Below are 15,949 nucleotides of genomic sequence, written 5' to 3'. Positions count from 1 at the left end.
CCTTGCCCTAGTCGGCGCGGATGACCCGGTTGCGGCCCTCGCCCTTGGCCCGGTACAGCGCCGCGTCCGCGCGGGCCAGGGTCTGCTCGATCGCATCGCCATGGCGGTGCGCGGCCACCCCGATGCTGATCGTCAGCGGCAGACCCAGCGGCAGATCGGCCACGGCCATGCGCAGGAAATCGCACTGCAGTTCGGCAGTAGCCAGCGGGGTATCGGGCATCAACACCACGAACTCTTCGCCGCCATAACGCGCGGCCAGGCCATGCCCGGCGAAATGCGCACGCAGCAGCCTGGCCAGTTCGGCCAGCACGTGGTCGCCGGTGGCATGGCCGTAAAGATCGTTGACGGTCTTGAAGTGATCGATGTCGAGCAGCGCGACGGCGGTCGCGCGTGGCTGGCCGTCGGCATCCACCACCGCCGCTTCCAGTGCGGCGCTCATGGCGCGGCGGTTGGGCAGGCCGGTGAGCGGATCGGTGCGGCTCTGTTCGGCGAGGTCGGCGTTCTGCTGTTCCAGCAGTTCGTTGTACTCGGCCAGGCGCTGCTCGTACCAGGCGCGGTCGGTCATGTGCTGCTGTATTTCATGCGCGTAGCGGCGCAATTCCATCACCAGCGAGACCTGCCGGGACAAGGCCGCCAAGGCATCGCGCTGACCGCCGCTGAGCTGCCCTGGCGCTGCATCGAACACGCACAGCGTGCCCAGCGGCAGCCCATCGCTGCTCAACAACGGCGCACCGGCATAGAAGCGGATATGCGGCTCATCAACGACGATCGGGTTGTCGACGAAGCGCGGATCGGCTCGCGCGTCCTCGACCACCATCACCTGGTCCGGCTGCAGGATGGCATGGCCGCAGAAGGAGACGTCGCGATGGGTTTGGGTGGCCTCCAGCAGCTGTCGCGCCTTGAACCATTGCCGGCCCTGATCGACCAGGGTGACCGCGCCCATGCGGGTGCCACACAGCGCGGTGGCGATCGTGACCAGATCGTCGAAGGACCGCTCGCGCGGCGTATCCAGAATCTGATAACGCTGCAGCGCCAGCAGGCGCTGTGCTTCGTTGTCCGGCTTGGACGGCTTGATCATCGTGGCAGGCAGTAGCGTGTGCCTGCGCAGTCTAGCCCGAGTATCGCGCCATCACGTGACGCACAGCATCACCAGTCCAGCTGTTTGGGCAGCAGGCCCTTGAGCTCGGCATCGGTGAGGTTGCGCCACTGGCCCGGCTTGAGCGCGCCCAGCTTGATGTTGTCGATGCGCACGCGGCGCAGCTGGGTGACCCGGAAGCCGAACGCGGCGGCCATCAGGCGGATCTGCCGGTTCAGGCCCTGCTGCAGGGTGATCCGGAAGCCGAACTTGGCCAGCTTGCTGGTCCGGCACGGCAACGTGACTTCGTCACGGATGCGCACGCCGCGGGCCATGCCACGCAGGAACTCATCGGTGACGGCCTTGTTGACCGCCACCATGTATTCCTTCTGGTGGCCGTTCTCGGCGCGCAGGATCTGGTTGACGATGTTGCCGTTGCTGGTCAGCAGGATCAGGCCTTCGGAATCCTTGTCCAGGCGGCCGATCGGGAAGATGCGTTGCTCGTGGCCGACGAACTCCACGATGTTGCCCTTCACCGAACTTTCGGTGGTGCAGGTGATGCCCACTGGCTTGTTCAGCGCGATGTAGACGTGCTTGCGGCCACCGGCCTTCTTCGCTTCGCGCGCACGCAGCGGCTGGCCGTCGACCAGCACCACGTCCTGTTCGCCGACCACCGCACCGGTACCGGCCGGATGGCCATTGACGGTGACGCGGCGCTCGCCGATCAGGCGGTCGGCTTCGCGACGGGAACAGAAGCCGGTGTCGGCGATATGCTTGTTGAGTCGGGTTGTCATCGGCCCATTATCGGGCAAAAGGTGGCCGCCGCTGCGTTTTTCCGCGTGCCGGCGGTTCAGGCCGGCAGCGGATCGCCGGCGGTCGTGGTGCGCTCGCCGTCATGGATCTGGTTACGGCCGTTGCGCTTGGCGCAGTACATGGCGTGGTCGGCCCGGCGCAGCAGCCCGGCCAGGTCGTCGCTGCCGGGCTTGAGCACGGCCAGGCCGATGCTGGCCGACACCGTCAGGCCGGGGATCCCGAGCGCCTGGGTGACTGCCGCCACCTGTTGCCGCACCGTCTCCAGCCGTGCCACGGCGGCGGCATGACCGGCACCGGGCAGCAGCACCAGGAATTCTTCACCGCCCATCCGGATCACATCGTCGTGGTTGCGCACCGAGCCACGCAGCGCGCGCGCCACCGCGACCAGCACCTGGTCGCCCACTTCATGCCCGAACTGGTCGTTGATGTCCTTGAACAGGTCAATGTCCAGGAAGCCGATCGCCAGCGCATGCGGCTCCTGTCGCGCACGTTCCAGGTACTCCGCGAGCAGGCGCAGGCCGGCGCGGCGATTGGGCAGCCCCGTCAACACGTCGGTATCGGCCAGCTGGCGCATTTCGTCGCGCTGGCGACGCAGCCGGCCCAGCCGCAGGTTCAGGGCGTAGGCGGCCATCATCAGGAACCAGGTCGCCGAGAGCTGCAGTGCTTCGATCCGGTACGCCACCAGCCAGCGCGCATCCAGCGCATCGGCCCCGATCATGATCCACCAGGGCGCCAGCGCGGCCAGCCCCGGCAGCACATGCGCATCGCCCCGCCACAGCCCCCACAGCCCCGCACCAAGGCAGAGCGTGCAGACCCCGAGGAAACTCCACTCCAGCCCCCGCGCCACGATGCCCAGCCCGTCCAGCCCCCACAGCGGCACGCTCAGCCCGAGCGCGATCAATCCCCACAGCACCAGGTGCTGCGCCGGGCGCGAGCGCGGCCAGCGCCGGTCACCGCCATTGAGCCGCCAAAGGATGGGCAACAGCAGCGCCTGGCTGAACGCGGTGAGTGCGATCAGCCACCAGGAGGCGCGGTCCTGCACCGGCAGCCACGGTTCGGGATAGCCGCTCAGCCCGCCGAGCACCGCCTGCCAGAGCACGAACACCACACAGGCACCCACATAGATCAGGAACGAGCGGTCGCGGGTGGTGGCCCAGCCCATCAGCGCCGACAGCGCCAAGGCGATCGCCACCGCGATGCAGGCCGCGCGCATCAGCAACCGGGCGGTGTCGTTCTGCTGCACCGGGCTGGGCGCGCCGAGCTGGATGGTCGGCACCCAGCGGTCCTTCAGCGGGCGGGTCCAGGACACCACGATCGGCTCGTGATCGCCGGCCTCGGGCACCACCACCAGCCCGACCCCGGCCCGGAAGCGCGAATCGCGGGTGCGGGCATCGTGCATGCTGCCGCAGATCTCACGGTCGCCATGTCTGATCCGGACCTCGCCGGTGAGTACGCCGAACACATCCACGGCCTGGGGTTTGCCGGACCAGCCGGCGGCCGGGGCCGGGATCGACAGCACTTCCTGGTGGCGGGCCAGCACATCCGGTGTGCAGGCGCGCTGTGGCGTCACCTCATCGGTGGCGCCGCCCAGCAACAGGAAGTCCTGCCCCACGCGCGGCGCGGCCTGCAGGCTCCAGGGCAGCAGCCACAGCAGCATCAGCGCAAGCGCCATCCACCCGATCGAGTACCCGCCCCCGTTGCTCACACCTGCGCCCTGCCCGCCCGTGTCCGTCCGCGCACACCGTGTCCGCAACCGTCGGCGGGGATTATCGCATCATGGCATGCCCCGCCAGGACTCGGACGCGCGGCCCGCGCCGACCGGGCGTATCGCCAGCTGGGTCATCCGCTCCAGCGGGATCGGCCGTTCGATCGCGTACCCCTGCAGGCCCTCCACGCCCATCTGCGCCAGCTGGTCGGCCACTACCGCCGATTCCACCCACTCGGCCACCACCATCATGTGCAGCTCGCGGCCGACCTCGGTGATCGCCCGCACGGCAGCGCGGTTGACCGGATCCACGTTCATGTCGCGCACGAACACCCCATCGATCTTGAGCATGTCTGCCGGCAACTCGCGCAGATAGCCGAACGAGGACAGCCCCGAGCCGAAATCATCCAGCGCCATCCGGCAGCCACGCGCCTTGACCGCATCGATGAAGGCACGCGCCTGCTGCAGGTTGCTGACCGCGGCGGTTTCTGTGATTTCAAAGCAGAGCTTGCGGGCCAGTCCGTGGTTGCGTTCGAGCAGGTCGGTGACGAAGGCCAGGAAGCTGGGCTCGGCGATCGACTGTGCCGATACGTTGACGTTGCACAGGCCCAGCTGCTGCACGTGGCTCGGGCAGACCTGCAGATGCCGGAACAACAGCGAGAGCACATGGCGGTCCAGGGCCATGCCCATGCCATTGCGCTCCACCGCGCCCATGAACTCGGCCGGCCCCTGCAACGCCCCTTCCGGGCTGCGCATGCGCACCAGCACTTCGTAATGCAGGAACTCCGGATCGCCGACCCGCTCGATGCGCTGGGCATACAGCAGCAGGCGGTTCTCGGCCATCGCGCTGGAGACATTGGCCAACCGCTCTGCTTCGCGCCGACGCTCATCCAGCGCCATGCGGCTTTCGTTGTAGCAATGCACGCGGTTGCGGCCGGCCTCCTTGGCGGCATAGCACGCGCTGTCGGCCGCGCTCATCAGCCAGTTCACATCCGGTGCCTCGGCGGTCACTTCGACCACGCCGACGCTGCAGCTCACCCGGGGGGCGCCGTCGCCGTGGTGCAGGCTGACCTGGCCCAGCGTGCGGATCACCCGCTGCAGCACCTGTTTGGCTTCGTCCTGGCCGGCATTGGCCAGGAACAAGGCGAACTCGTCGCCGCCCAGGCGCCCCACCCAATCGCCGTCGCGCACCGCCCCCACCAGGTAGTCGGCGAAGCTGCGCAGCAGTTGGTCCCCGGCGGCATGGCCAAGCCCGTCGTTGACCAGCTTGAAGTAATCCAGATCGATGTAGCACAGCGAGTGGGTGCCGCCGTCCTCGCGGACCGTCACCAGTGCCTGTTCGAGCAGCCGTTCGATCTCGCGGCGATTGATCAGCCCGGTCAGCGGGTCGTGACTGGCGTGGTGTTCCACCTCCCGCGCCAAGGCATGGTTCTGCGAGACATCTTCGACCAGGGCGAACACCGCAGGCGCCCCCGCACGCGGGTGCACCACCGTCCCGCTCCAGCGCCCCCACATGAGGCTGCCGTCGGCGCGCAGGAAACGCAGCTCGCCCGGGCGCAGCTGGCGTGGCCAGTCGATCCGGCCGTGCTCGTCCAGGATCAGCTCGCCCTCCACCAGCAGATCGGCCAGGGACAAGCTGAGCAGTGCCTCCCGGCGGTGATCGAGGATATCGGCCATCGCCTGGTTGGCCTCGACGATGCCGCCTTCCTCGTCGAGTTTGAGCATGCCGACCGTGGCCTGGTAGAACGCGGCGCGGAAGCGGCTCTCCTGTTCGGTCAGGTCGTTGCGCACGCGGCGCGCCAGCAATACCGCGACCAGGGTGATCGCCAGCACCGACAACCCGCCCACGATGAAGGTCGTCATGCGCACCATCGCCGCGGTGTGCAGCAGCGCACTGGAGAAGGCGCGCGCCTGGTTCTGCATGCCCACATCCAGTGCCTGCACCCGGCGCAGCAGGGCCTGCTGCACCGCCGGTGTCAGGCTGCCGGCCGCATGCCCGGCCTGGACCCGGTCGGTGATGGCCACCAGCTGCAGCAGATCGTCATCGGTGTCGCGCCACAGGCGGACCGCATCGCGGAAATACGGTTGATCGCGCAGGAAGCGGTAGGACAGGATCAGGCGGTTGATGTCCCCGCGCGCATTGCCGCCTTCGATGAAGCCACGCCGTGCCGCGGCAGTGTCCGGCTCGGCCTGTTCGAGTGCGCGACGGGCGGCGAGATCGCCCAGCGGCACCCGCAGTGCCTGCCGGGTCACGGTCAGGTCGTCGGGGTTGCCCGAGGTGATATAGCGCGAGAGCGCGTGGGTGGCCTGCTGCTGACCACGCGACCAGTGGCTCTGGCCCATGATCCACGCGGTGGAGGCGGCCTGCAGCTCCTGGATCAACGCGGAAATCCCGACCAGGCCGATGGCCATGCCGGTCAACAGCACAAAGCGCAGGGTCAGACCCCGCATTGAATACGGTATCGCGGTGCCGCCACTCTCCCTGCGACCTCCAACCATCGCCGATCCCCCCGGGGCTGCGGATGTGGAAACTCATTCCATTGGAGCATGGTCCAACCTGCAGGCTAGGGCCAGTGTTGTTGAGACGGTGCGAAACCGGCGGGCCGGCTCGCGGGGGCCGGATACGACGACGCCAGCCCGGAGGCTGGCGTCGAGGCGATCACCCGGGGGCGATCAGAAGTTGCGCGGACCGCGCGGCTTGAAGCCGTCACGGCGCGGCGGGCGATCGTTGCCACCCGGGCCGCTGCGCGGGCCACCCGGACCACGCGGCTTGCCCTGGCCGAACTTCGGCTTGAACGCCGGACGCGGCGACGGGGTCAGGTCTTCACCCGGCTCGACCTTGCGCATCTGAAGCTGCTGGCCCGAGACCCACACCTTCTTCAGGTGGGTCAGCAGGTCCTGCGGCATTTCGGCCGGCAGGTCCAGCACCGAGAAGTCGTCATGGATGTCGATGCGGCCGATGAAACGGCTTTCCAGGCCGGCTTCGTTGGCGATCGCGCCGACGATGTTGCCCGGCTTCACGCCGTGCACGTGGCCCACTTCGATACGGAAGGTTTCCATGCCCGGCTCGGCGGCACCACGCGGGGCGATGTCACGGCGCGGGGCGCGCTCGAAGCCGCCTTCGCTGTTGCCGAAGTCGCCTTCCGGACGCGGCGGGCGCGGGCCGCGGTCGTCTTCACGGCGCGGGCCACGCTCGAAGCGCGGCTCGAAACGGGCCGGACGCTCGCCACGGTCGTTGCTGCGCTCGTTGCGCTGGTGCGGGGCACGCTCTTCACGGGCGCCACGGACCGGCGGGGTCAGCAGGAACGGCGAATCGCCCTGCAGCAGCTTGGCCAGCGCGGCGGCGATGTCGATCGCCGGCACGTTCTTCTCGCCTTCCAGGCGCTGCAGCAGGTCGCGGTAGAACTCGGTACCACCGGCATCGAGCGCATCGCTGATGCGGCTCATGAACTTGCTGATACGGGTGTCGTTGACCGCGTCCACGCTCGGCAGCTGCATTTCTTCGATCGGCTGACGGGTGGCGCGCTCGATCGCACGCAGCATGCCCTTTTCGCGCGGGGTGGCGAACAGGATCGCATCACCGGTGCGGCCGGCACGGCCGGTACGGCCGATGCGGTGCACGTAACTTTCGGTGTCGTACGGGATGTCGTAGTTCAGCACGTGGCTGATGCGCTCCACGTCCAGGCCACGGGCGGCCACGTCGGTGGCCACCAGGATGTCCAGCTTGCCTTCCTTGAGCATGCCGATGGTGCGCTCGCGCTGGGCCTGCTGCATGTCGCCATTGATGGCGGCCGCAGCCAGGCCGCGTGCCTGCAGCTTCTCGGCCAGCTCTTCGGTGGCCGCCTTGGTGCGCGAGAAGATGATCATCGCGTCGAACGGTTCCACTTCCAGGATCCGGGTCAGCGCGTCCAGCTTGTGCATGCCGCTCACCCACCAGTAACGCTGGCGGATGTTGGCCGAGGTCGTCGTCTTGCTGACGATGGTGACTTCGGCCGGGTTCTTCAGGTAGGTCTGCGCGATGCGGCGGATCTGCGAGGGCATGGTGGCCGAGAACAGGGCGACCTGGCGGGTCTCCGGCAGCTTCTTCAGCACGGCTTCGACGTCGTCGATGAAGCCCATGCGCAGCATTTCATCGGCTTCGTCGAGCACCAGCGTCTTCAGCTCGGACAGGTCCAGGGTGCCGCGCTCGAGGTGATCGATCACGCGGCCCGGGGTGCCCACGATGACGTGCACGCCACGGCGCAGGGCCTGCAGCTGCTGGCCGTAGGGCTGGCCGCCGTACACCGGCAGCACGCGGAAGCCGGGGATGCCGGAGGAATAGGTCTGGAACGCCTCGGCGACCTGGATGGCCAGTTCGCGGGTCGGCGCCAGCACCAGCACCTGCGGCTTGGTCTGGTTGAAATCGAGGTTGGACAGCACCGGCAGCGCGAAGGCGGCGGTCTTGCCGGTACCGGTCTGGGCCTGGCCCAGCACGTCGCGGCCTTCCAGCATGGCCGGAATGGTGGCGGCCTGGATCGGCGAGGGGGTTTCGTAACCGACGGTGGCGACGGCCTGCATCACAGCGTCGGACAGGCCGAGATCTGCGAACAGCAGCGGCGCGGGGGATTCTTGGGACATGGGGAACTCCGAAACACTGCCCTTTTGCGTGGCAGTGAGATAAAAAAGGGGGATGGTCCGCGCTTTGGGCGCCCTTTCTTATCGCGTGCCCTGGCGCTGCTCGGTCGGAGGAGAATTCACTCACTCAGGGGGCGATGATACCGCATCGTTCCTGAACAACGCGTACAGATTCCCGTACGGATGCCGTTGTGCCACGTGCTGGCGCACAATACGCGCCCTTTTCCGGCCCGGCCCCACCGCCGCGCCCTTTCCCAGGATACCGCGCCATGCAGACCCTCGAATTTGAACTGGACCGCGACTACGTCGAGCTCAAGCAGCTGCTCAAGCTGGCCGACCTGGTCACCAGCGGGGGCGAAGCCAAGACCGTGATCGGCGACGGCCAGGTCCTGGTCGATGGCGAGGTCGAGCTGCGCAAAGCCTGCAAGATCCGCGCGGGGCAGCAGGTCCAGTTCGCCGAGACCGTCATTCATGTGATCGCCGACAGCGACGCGCCCTGACCTGCCCGGCCCTGCTCAGCGCAGTGTATCGCGCTGGGTCAGGTGGGCGGTGATCAGCTGGCGGAACGGGGCCACCCCGTGCGCCAGCCGCAGCCCGGCCCGGCGCAGCAGCCGCGCCGGCAGGCGATCATCGGTGTACAGCGAGGCGATCGCATTGGTCGCCTCGTAGAGCGGGCGCGAGGCCAGGCGATGCCCGCGCTCGTAAGCGGCCAGGCCAGACGGTGTGGCGATATCGCGCCCCTGAGCCGCCGCCTTGCGCACGATCCCGGCCAGCCGATGCTGGCTCTGCAGCCCCAGGTTGAAGCCATGGGCCGTGACCGGATGCATGCCGACGGCGGCATCGCCGATCAACGCGCAGCGATCACCGGCGAACGCGTGGGCATAGACCCCCACCAACGGGTACGCGACCGGAGTGGCCACCCGCCGCATCGCGCCCAGGCGGTGTTCGAAGAAGGTACTGATGCTGCGGCCGAAGTCTGCGTCATCTTGGGCCATCAAGGCCGCGATCTGACGCGGTGGCAGGGTGATCACGGCCGAGGCCTGATCGCCGTTGAGCGGCAGCAGCGCCATCGTGCGGCCATAGCCGAACCACTCCCAGGCGGTGTGCTGGTGCGGCACTTCGATCTGCATCCGGCAGACCAGCATCGACTTGCCGAGGTCACGCATCTGCGCGCCGATGCCGAGCTGGCGGCGGGTGGCGGAGAAACGGCTGTCGGCGGCAACCACCAGGCGTGCGGCCAATTGGCGGCCGTCGGCCAGGGTGACGGTGCTGTGCGTGAGGCCGGGGACGACGGCGGTCACGCTGGCCTGGTCCAGGATGTCCAGCCCGGGCTGGCCCTGCACGCTTTGCCACGCGGCGCGGCGGATCAGATGATTGGGCACGAGCCAGCCCAGGTCATCCCCGGTGCGCGGGTGCGCGGCGAAGGTCAGCGCGAACGGCGAGCCGCCGTCCATCACCTTGGCATCGCGCAGCGGGGAAATCTCGGCCGGATCCAGCTGCGCCCACAGACCCAGCGATTCCAGGATCTGGCGCGATGCATGGGTCAGCGCGATCTCGCGGCCGTCGAACGCGGCCCGCGCCAACGCGGCACGCGGCTGCTGTTCGATTAGGGTGACGCTCAGGCCGGTATCGGCCAGCGCGCGTGCGAAGCACAACCCGGTCGGGCCCGCGCCCACCACCACCACATCCACTGACTGCATGATCCCATCCTGCCGTTACGTGTCCGCTGCAGCTTAACGCCGCCGCGCGGGCACCGTCCTTGATCTGGATCAGGCGCGCCAGCGCCGGTTCACAGCAGCGCCCACAGCAGCATCACGATGCCCAGCAGCGAGACCAGCCACACCAGGCTGCGCACATAAGGCACGCCGGCGGCGTACAGCGGCAGGTAGATCAGCCGCGCCCAGAAGTACAGCTGCACGGCCAGCGCGGTCAGCCCGTCCTGGCGCTGGGTCAGCACCACCGCCAGCACCGCCGCGGCGAAGAACGGGAAGGTTTCCATGAAGTTGCTCTGCGCCCGCTGCAGGCGCCCGGCCAGCGGGCTGGGCGGCGGCATCGGCTGATCGCGGGCGGAGGCATTCCAGCCGATGCCACGCTCGCGGGTGATCAGCGTGGAAGGCGCGAACACGTGCACCAGGCCGAGCACCATCGACCACACCAGCATCTGGATCTCGATACTCATCTGCGCAGTCTCCGGCGATCAGGGGGTGGCGGCACGCACGCTGTAACCGGCCAGGCGCCAGACGCGGTCTTCGTCGAACCGGAAGGAGACCAGTTCGCGCACCGGCTGGGCACTGTTGGCAAAGCGGGTGGGGAAGCTGACGTTGATGTACAGGCCTTCAGGCACGGTCGCACCGGCGGCGTACTTGACCCGGGTCACCACCGGTTGGCCGCGCGAGGCCAATGCACCCAGGCGCTGGCGGTCGGCAGTGAGCTGGCTGACGAAGGCCTGCTCGGTCACCGACTTCTTCGCCACGGCCGATGCGCCTTTCCATGCCTCGCCGGCACGGTTCGCATCGACCAGCTTGGCAACCTGCAGGGCAGCGGCGGTCATTTCCGCATCCTGCTTCTGCACCTGCGCCTGCTGCGCCGGGCTCAGTGCCGGACGTGCGGCAGGTGCAACGGCGGGCGCGGGGCGTGCCGGGGCCGGCGCTGGCGTGGCCGGCGGCGGCGGCGTCTGGGCCAGCGTGGCGAAAGGCAGCAGAGCGGACAACAGCAGCAGCGGAACACGCATCAGGACACCGTTGGCTGGAAGGAACTGCGCTCCAGTCTACGGGATGGACGTGAGTCCTCCGTCAGTTGCGCTCGGCCGCGTCCGCCGGCGCCGGGCGGGCGTCGCCGAGGGTGCGTTCGGCCGTGTCCGTCCGGTCCGGAGCGACCGTGGCCGGCAGCAGCGTGGAGACATCGATCTCCGACAGCGGGCTTTCGTCCGGGCAGGTTTCATCCGGGAAGCCGAAGCGCTGCTTGAGCGCCTGGCCGCAGCTGTTGACGGCTTCCAGCTCACTGCCCTCGCGCTTGCACTCCTGATCGAATGCGACCAGGAACGCATCCTTGCGGCGGACGAACGCATCGCCACATTTGCGCATCTGCTTGATCCGCTCCAGATCGTCCTGCACGGCGTTGGTGCCATCCAGTCCGAACTGACGCAGCTCCTCGGCGGTGAGCAGGCGCAGGCTGCGGTTGGGCACGGTCATCATCAGATCGGCCACGCCCACCGCCACACCGTTGCGCTGCAGGTAATCCTTGACGTTGTCGTAGACCTCGTGGAGTTCGCGGTTGAGCTCGGCGCGCGAGGTCGCCTTGGAACTGATCCGCATCATGCGGTGGATGCCGACCTTGCCCGACACCAGGCGATTGTCACCGGCGGCCAGCACGAACACGCAGGCGCTGTGGCAGACCGAGCCTTCGCGCACCCAGATCGTCCAGTTGGATTCGCCGATGCGGTCGCCGGCCACAATGGCGGCCTCGACCTGGCCACCGCTGGAATCCAGATCGAGGATGCGCCGGGAAATCCGCTGCGCATCGGCGACCACGGCCAGCCGGGCGACCAGCTCGGAGAAACCGGGATTGATCTTGCCCACGTAGCGCACCCGCAGCAGGCCGCGCTCGGCGCAGGGCTGCAATGCGGCATCGATGCTGGCCCGGTCCAACGCCTCCAGCGGCGCGCCATCCCCGGCCTCACCGGCATAGTCGGTATCGCAGCTGATCCACGCCTTGCCGTTTTCCAGTGCGGCCTGCGGCCAGCTGAGATCACCGCGCCTGGGCGCGGGCGGCGGCGGTGGCGGCGCATCGGCCGCGTTGATCGACACCATGTGGTCGCCATCGGCGGTCTGCGCCCGCACGGCCTTGTCGGCGGCGGTGACATTGCCCGGGTTTTCCAGCTGGCTGCAACCGGCCAGCCCCAGGCACAACAACGGCAACCACCACGACTTGAGCAACATGGACAACCCGGAATCCTTGCGAGGGGGAATGCGCGGCAAAAACCAACGCGGATGCACAGTCTAGTGCGCGACCGGCGCGGCGCGGCAACCTGTCCTGAACCGCGCGACCGGCGGCTGGCATTGCTGTCCGAAAATGGCGAGCCAGCACCCCGGCCCGGGCATAGACTGGCCCCCATGGAGACCGCCCTGCCCCTCGACCATGCTGCTTTCGAAAGCGCCCGCCTTGCCCGCGATGCGCGCTTTGACGGGGTGTTCTTCACTGCCGTGCGCAGCACCGGCATCTACTGCCGCCCCGTCTGCCCGGCGCCGGCGCCCAAGCCGTCCAACGTCACCTACTACCCCACGGCTGCCGCGGCCGCAGCGGCGGGGTTCCGCCCCTGCCTGCGCTGCCGCCCCGAACTGGCGCCCGAGGCGCAGGACACACTCAACAATGAAACCCTGCAGCGCGCGTTGGCGCTGATCCACGATGGCTATCTGCAGGACCAGCCGGTCGCCGAGCTGGCCGCGCACGTCGGCCTGAGTGCCCGCCAGCTGCAGCGCCTGTTCGTTGCCCGCCTCGGCGCCGCGCCGGCGCAGATCCACGCCACGCGGCGGCTGTTGCTGGCCAAGCAGTTGCTGACCGAGACCGCATTGCCTGTGACCGATGTCGCGATGGCTTCGGGCTACAACAGCCTGCGCCGCTTCAACGCGGCCTTCCTCGCTGGGTGCGGCATGCCGCCGACCGCGATCCGCCGCCAGCGCGGCACCCTCACCGATGGCGCGCTGACCCTGCGCCTGGGCTATCGGCCGCCGCTGGATTTCCCCGCGATGCTCGGCTTCCTGCGCCGTCGCGCGATTCCCGGCATCGAACAGATCGGCACGGACAGCTATCAGCGCGTGATCGGGCCGCCCGAGCGCCCCTCACTGCTGCGCGTGACCGCCGATCCACGGCGCCCGGAGCTGCTGCTGCAGCTGGGCCAGGTCGATCCGCGTGCAATACCGGGCATTGTCCGTCGCATGCGGCGCATCTTCGATCTTGATGCCGACCTGCGCATGGTGCACGCCACGCTCGCGCAGGACCCCCTGCTTGCCGCAGGTATCGCGCAACGCCCGGGGCTGCGTGTGCCGGGGGGCTGGGACGGTGTCGAGGTGGCCGTGCGCGCGGTGCTGGGCCAACAGGTCAGCGTCGCTGCAGCCGCCACGCTGGCACGCCGGGTGGTGGACCGCTTCGGGGCTACCCTGGAGGGCATGCCGGAGGGGCTGGACCGCCAGTTCCCCTCGGCACAGGTGCTGGCAGACGCGCCACTGGAAACCATCGGGCTGCCGCGCACCCGCGCCGCCACCGTGCGTGCTGTCGCGCAGGCGGTGGTCGATGGCCGGCTCGATTTCCGTGCCGGCCAGTCGCTGGCCGGCTTCGTTGAACGTTGCGTGGCCCTGCCCGGGATCGGCCCGTGGACCGCGCATTACATCGCGTTGCGCGCTCTGGCATTACCCGATGCGTTCCCTGCCGGTGACCTGGTCCTGCAACAGGTGCTCGGCGGTGGCACGCGCTTGAGCGAGCGCGCCACCGAGGCACGTTCGCAACCGTGGCGACCCTGGCGTGCCTACGCCGTTCTGCACCTGTGGCATCTGGCCCCCCCTGCTTCGGGAGTTACCTCATGAACCTGCTCTACGACACCTTCGACAGCCCCATCGGCGCCCTCACCGTGGCCGGTGACAGCCAGGGCATCCACCACATCCTGTTCGAGAACAACCGTTACGACGCCAAGGGCCGCGAGCACTGGCAGCGCGACGCCCACGCCTTGCGCGACGCACGCGGGCAACTGCTGGAGTACCTGCGCGGCGAACGCATGCGCTTCGATCTGCCGCTCGCCCCGCACGGAACACCGTTCCAGCTGCGCGTGTGGAAGGCGCTGGCCGATATTCCGTTCGGCCGGACCTGGAGCTACGTCGAACTGGCGCGGCACATCGACCATCCCACCGCCAGCCGCGCGGTCGGTGCCGCCAATGGCCGCAATCCGTTGCCGATCGTGCTGCCTTGCCACCGCGTGATCGGCGCCGGAGGCGCGTTGACCGGGTTCGGTGGCGGACTGGAAACCAAGGCGGCCCTGCTGCAGTTGGAAGCCCGGCGGGACGCACTGTTCGCGTAGCCGGTCACGACGTTCGAGGGGAAACGTGCCAACCCTTGTCTTTGGCGCGTCACCGCCGCGCACTATCATGGTGCGATGATTTCCGTCCGCCTTTCTCTGGCGCTCGCCGCCGCACTTTCGCTGGCCGCCTGCGCGACCCCACCTTCCACCCCGCCGCGCGCCGCCGCGGCGACCGCCGTCCCGGCACCGCCGGCCACCGCGCCAAAGCTGTTGCTGGTCTCCATCGACGGCCTGCGTGCGGACACGCTCGACCGTGGCCTCAGCCCCAACCTGTCGCGGATCATCGACAGCGGCGTGCGCGCACGATGGATGACGCCGTCGTATCCGGCACTGACCTTCCCCAACCACTACACGATCGTCACCGGGCTGCGCCCGGACCACCACGGCATCATCCACAACAGCATGGAAGAAGCGGAGCTGGGCAGTTTCCGCCTGAACCTGCGCGAGGCCGTCACCGATGCGCGCTGGTGGGGCGGCGAGCCGATCTGGGTCGGCGCGGAGAAGGCCGGCGTGCGGACCGCGACCTTGTCGTGGCCGGGCAGCGAAGCCGCCATCCAGGGCGTGCGCCCCAGTCAATGGCGGGAGTACGACAGCACGGTGAGCCTGCCCGACCGTGTCGATCAGGTGTTGAGCTGGCTCGGCCAGACCGACCCGCAGGCCCCGCGCTTGGTCACGCTGTACATGGAACAGGTCGATCACGCCGGTCACGACCATGGCCCGGAGTCGGCCGAATATGCCGCCGCCATCGGTGAGGTCGACACCGCCATCGGCCGCCTGCTGGACGGGCTGCAGGCACGCGGCCTGGCCGACAGCACCAATCTGATCGTCGTCTCCGACCACGGCATGGCCAGCGTGCCCGAAGGCCAGGTCATCGCCACCGAAGACATGGTCGACCCGTCCATCGCCAAGGACGTATCGGTGGGCCAGTCGGTCGGCTTTGCGCCGCTGCCGGGCAAGCAGCGCCAGGCCGAGAAGATCCTGCTCGGCGCGCACGCACACTACGACTGCTGGCGTCGCGATGCCCTGCCGCCGCGCTGGGCGTACGGCAGCCATCCGCGCATTCCGCCGATCCTGTGCCAGATGCACGAAGGCTGGGATGCGTTGACCCGCGAGCGCATCGCCACGCGCAAACCCGGCAACCGCGGTTCGCACGGTTACGACAATGCCCTGCCCTCGATGCGCGCGGTGTTCATCGCCCGTGGTCCGTCGTTCCAGCAGGGCAAGACCCTGCCCGGGTTCGACAACGTGGATGTCTATCCGCTGCTGACGCGTCTGCTGGGTGTCCCGGCCGCCCCCAACGATGGCGATCCCGAACGCCTGCTGCCCGCATTGCGCTGAGGCGATCCCGGCATGCAGGCAAAAAAAAACGCGGCGCAAGCGCCGCGTTTTTCATGACCCGCCTGGCTGGATCAGCCGGCCTTGGCCACCGCTTTCTTGGCAACGGCCTTCTTGGCCGGCGCCTTCGTCACGGTCTTCTTGGCAACCGGCGCAGCTGCGCCCACGGCCGCCTTGCTCACGACGTGCGAACGCGAATTGCCGTAGCTGGCATTGAAGCGCTTGCCCTTGGCGGTCTTGCGGTCACCCTTACCCATGTCGTAACTCCTTAGTCTGAATGCTGCGAAATCTGATTACCCCGTACTGACACGGGTTCGGCGGGGCCGCCCTCTCAGGCGCC

14 protein-coding genes are annotated in these 15,949 nt (G+C 68.6%); 4 read left to right on the top strand and 10 right to left on the bottom strand.

Features of this window, described 5'->3' with window-relative positions; translation table 11 throughout:
• Positions 1-7: 7 nt before the first annotated feature.
• From ACTT2I_RS04355 to ACTT2I_RS04335, 5 genes are all read right to left on the bottom strand, one after another.
• Complete coding sequence (locus ACTT2I_RS04355) at positions 8-1,078, bottom strand: sensor domain-containing diguanylate cyclase (RefSeq protein ID WP_421099720.1); 1,071 nt, start codon at positions 1,076-1,078, stop codon at positions 8-10.
• A 68-nt stretch (positions 1,079-1,146) separates the two neighbouring features.
• Complete coding sequence (locus tag ACTT2I_RS04350) at positions 1,147-1,869, bottom strand: pseudouridine synthase (protein WP_019184431.1); 723 nt, start codon at positions 1,867-1,869, stop codon at positions 1,147-1,149.
• Between the two features lie 56 nt (positions 1,870-1,925).
• Positions 1,926-3,560 carry a sensor domain-containing diguanylate cyclase gene (locus tag ACTT2I_RS04345; RefSeq protein ID WP_421099721.1) on the bottom strand — a complete coding sequence of 545 codons (1,635 nt, stop codon included), beginning with the start codon at positions 3,558-3,560 and terminating at the stop codon, positions 1,926-1,928.
• A 102-nt stretch (positions 3,561-3,662) separates the two neighbouring features.
• A complete protein-coding gene (locus ACTT2I_RS04340; protein WP_443096791.1) occupies positions 3,663-6,044 on the bottom strand; it encodes a putative bifunctional diguanylate cyclase/phosphodiesterase in 2,382 nt (793 codons plus the stop codon).
• 222 nt (positions 6,045-6,266) lie between these two features.
• Entirely contained in the window at positions 6,267-8,210 is a 1,944-nt protein-coding gene (locus ACTT2I_RS04335) for a DEAD/DEAH box helicase (RefSeq protein ID WP_088435125.1), read from the bottom strand.
• A gap of 266 nt (positions 8,211-8,476) precedes the next feature.
• Here ACTT2I_RS04335 and ACTT2I_RS04330 point away from each other — a divergent pair, with 266 nt between their 5' ends.
• Positions 8,477-8,707 (top strand): RNA-binding S4 domain-containing protein, encoded by a 231-nt coding sequence (locus tag ACTT2I_RS04330; protein WP_088435126.1) that lies wholly within the window; start codon positions 8,477-8,479, stop codon positions 8,705-8,707.
• A gap of 15 nt (positions 8,708-8,722) precedes the next feature.
• On the opposite strand, the gene ubiM is transcribed toward ACTT2I_RS04330, so the two are convergent.
• The 4 genes from ubiM to ACTT2I_RS04310 all read right to left on the bottom strand — a co-directional run bounded on the left by ubiM (position 8,723) and on the right by ACTT2I_RS04310 (position 12,142).
• Positions 8,723-9,907, bottom strand: coding sequence for a 5-demethoxyubiquinol-8 5-hydroxylase UbiM (ubiM, locus tag ACTT2I_RS04325; RefSeq protein WP_421099722.1), 1,185 nt, complete (start codon positions 9,905-9,907; stop codon positions 8,723-8,725).
• Between the two features lie 89 nt (positions 9,908-9,996).
• Positions 9,997-10,386 carry an MAPEG family protein gene (locus ACTT2I_RS04320; protein ID WP_088435128.1) on the bottom strand — a complete coding sequence of 130 codons (390 nt, stop codon included), beginning with the start codon at positions 10,384-10,386 and terminating at the stop codon, positions 9,997-9,999.
• 18 nt (positions 10,387-10,404) lie between these two features.
• Positions 10,405-10,938: a DUF4019 domain-containing protein gene (locus ACTT2I_RS04315; RefSeq protein WP_421099723.1), complete on the bottom strand. Its 534-nt coding sequence runs from the start codon at positions 10,936-10,938 to the stop codon at positions 10,405-10,407.
• 61 nt (positions 10,939-10,999) lie between these two features.
• A complete protein-coding gene (locus ACTT2I_RS04310; protein ID WP_421099764.1) occupies positions 11,000-12,142 on the bottom strand; it encodes a hypothetical protein in 1,143 nt (380 codons plus the stop codon).
• A gap of 177 nt (positions 12,143-12,319) precedes the next feature.
• On the opposite strand from ACTT2I_RS04310, the gene ACTT2I_RS04305 reads away from it, so the two are divergent.
• The 3 genes from ACTT2I_RS04305 to ACTT2I_RS04295 all read left to right on the top strand — a co-directional run bounded on the left by ACTT2I_RS04305 (position 12,320) and on the right by ACTT2I_RS04295 (position 15,612).
• Positions 12,320-13,786, top strand: coding sequence for an AlkA N-terminal domain-containing protein (locus ACTT2I_RS04305; RefSeq protein ID WP_421099724.1), 1,467 nt, complete (start codon positions 12,320-12,322; stop codon positions 13,784-13,786).
• On the top strand, positions 13,783-14,274 hold the full coding sequence (locus ACTT2I_RS04300) for a methylated-DNA--[protein]-cysteine S-methyltransferase (protein ID WP_421099725.1): 492 nt from the start codon (positions 13,783-13,785) through the stop codon (positions 14,272-14,274). The genes ACTT2I_RS04305 and ACTT2I_RS04300 overlap by 4 nt, the downstream gene beginning before the upstream one ends.
• 75 nt (positions 14,275-14,349) lie before the next feature.
• Positions 14,350-15,612, top strand: coding sequence for an alkaline phosphatase family protein (locus ACTT2I_RS04295; protein WP_421099726.1), 1,263 nt, complete (start codon positions 14,350-14,352; stop codon positions 15,610-15,612).
• A gap of 71 nt (positions 15,613-15,683) precedes the next feature.
• Here the strand turns inward: ACTT2I_RS04295 and ACTT2I_RS04290 are convergent, their stop codons facing one another.
• A complete protein-coding gene (locus tag ACTT2I_RS04290; RefSeq protein WP_019184443.1) occupies positions 15,684-15,866 on the bottom strand; it encodes a 30S ribosomal protein THX in 183 nt (60 codons plus the stop codon).
• Between the last annotated feature and the right edge of the window lie 83 nt (positions 15,867-15,949).

The sequence above is a fragment of the Stenotrophomonas sp. PUT21 genome (assembly GCF_052232875.1).
Taxonomy (GTDB): domain Bacteria; phylum Pseudomonadota; class Gammaproteobacteria; order Xanthomonadales; family Xanthomonadaceae; genus Stenotrophomonas; species Stenotrophomonas maltophilia_N.
Note: the sequence above shows the minus strand (reverse complement) of the source record. Positions and strands in the feature narration are given on the sequence as shown.

Bases quoted from the DNA above. Each gene is read 5' to 3' on its own strand.
- ACTT2I_RS04355 (WP_421099720.1), bottom strand. From the start codon at position 1,078: ATGATCAAGCCGTCCAAGCCGGACAACGAAGCACAGCGCCTGCTGGCG.
- ACTT2I_RS04315 (WP_421099723.1), bottom strand. From the start codon at position 10,938: ATGCGTGTTCCGCTGCTGCTGTTGTCCGCTCTGCTGCCTTTCGCCACG.
- ACTT2I_RS04330 (WP_088435126.1), top strand. From the start codon at position 8,477: ATGCAGACCCTCGAATTTGAACTGGACCGCGACTACGTCGAGCTCAAG.
- ACTT2I_RS04290 (WP_019184443.1), bottom strand. From the start codon at position 15,866: ATGGGTAAGGGTGACCGCAAGACCGCCAAGGGCAAGCGCTTCAATGCC.
- ACTT2I_RS04305 (WP_421099724.1), top strand. From the start codon at position 12,320: ATGGAGACCGCCCTGCCCCTCGACCATGCTGCTTTCGAAAGCGCCCGC.
- ACTT2I_RS04340 (WP_443096791.1), bottom strand. From the start codon at position 6,044: ATGCGGGGTCTGACCCTGCGCTTTGTGCTGTTGACCGGCATGGCCATC.
- ACTT2I_RS04345 (WP_421099721.1), bottom strand. From the start codon at position 3,560: ATGGCGCTTGCGCTGATGCTGCTGTGGCTGCTGCCCTGGAGCCTGCAG.
- ACTT2I_RS04350 (WP_019184431.1), bottom strand. From the start codon at position 1,869: ATGACAACCCGACTCAACAAGCATATCGCCGACACCGGCTTCTGTTCC.
- ubiM (WP_421099722.1), bottom strand. From the start codon at position 9,907: ATGCAGTCAGTGGATGTGGTGGTGGTGGGCGCGGGCCCGACCGGGTTG.
- ACTT2I_RS04320 (WP_088435128.1), bottom strand. From the start codon at position 10,386: ATGAGTATCGAGATCCAGATGCTGGTGTGGTCGATGGTGCTCGGCCTG.
- ACTT2I_RS04295 (WP_421099726.1), top strand. From the start codon at position 14,350: ATGATTTCCGTCCGCCTTTCTCTGGCGCTCGCCGCCGCACTTTCGCTG.
- ACTT2I_RS04300 (WP_421099725.1), top strand. From the start codon at position 13,783: ATGAACCTGCTCTACGACACCTTCGACAGCCCCATCGGCGCCCTCACC.
- ACTT2I_RS04335 (WP_088435125.1), bottom strand. From the start codon at position 8,210: ATGTCCCAAGAATCCCCCGCGCCGCTGCTGTTCGCAGATCTCGGCCTG.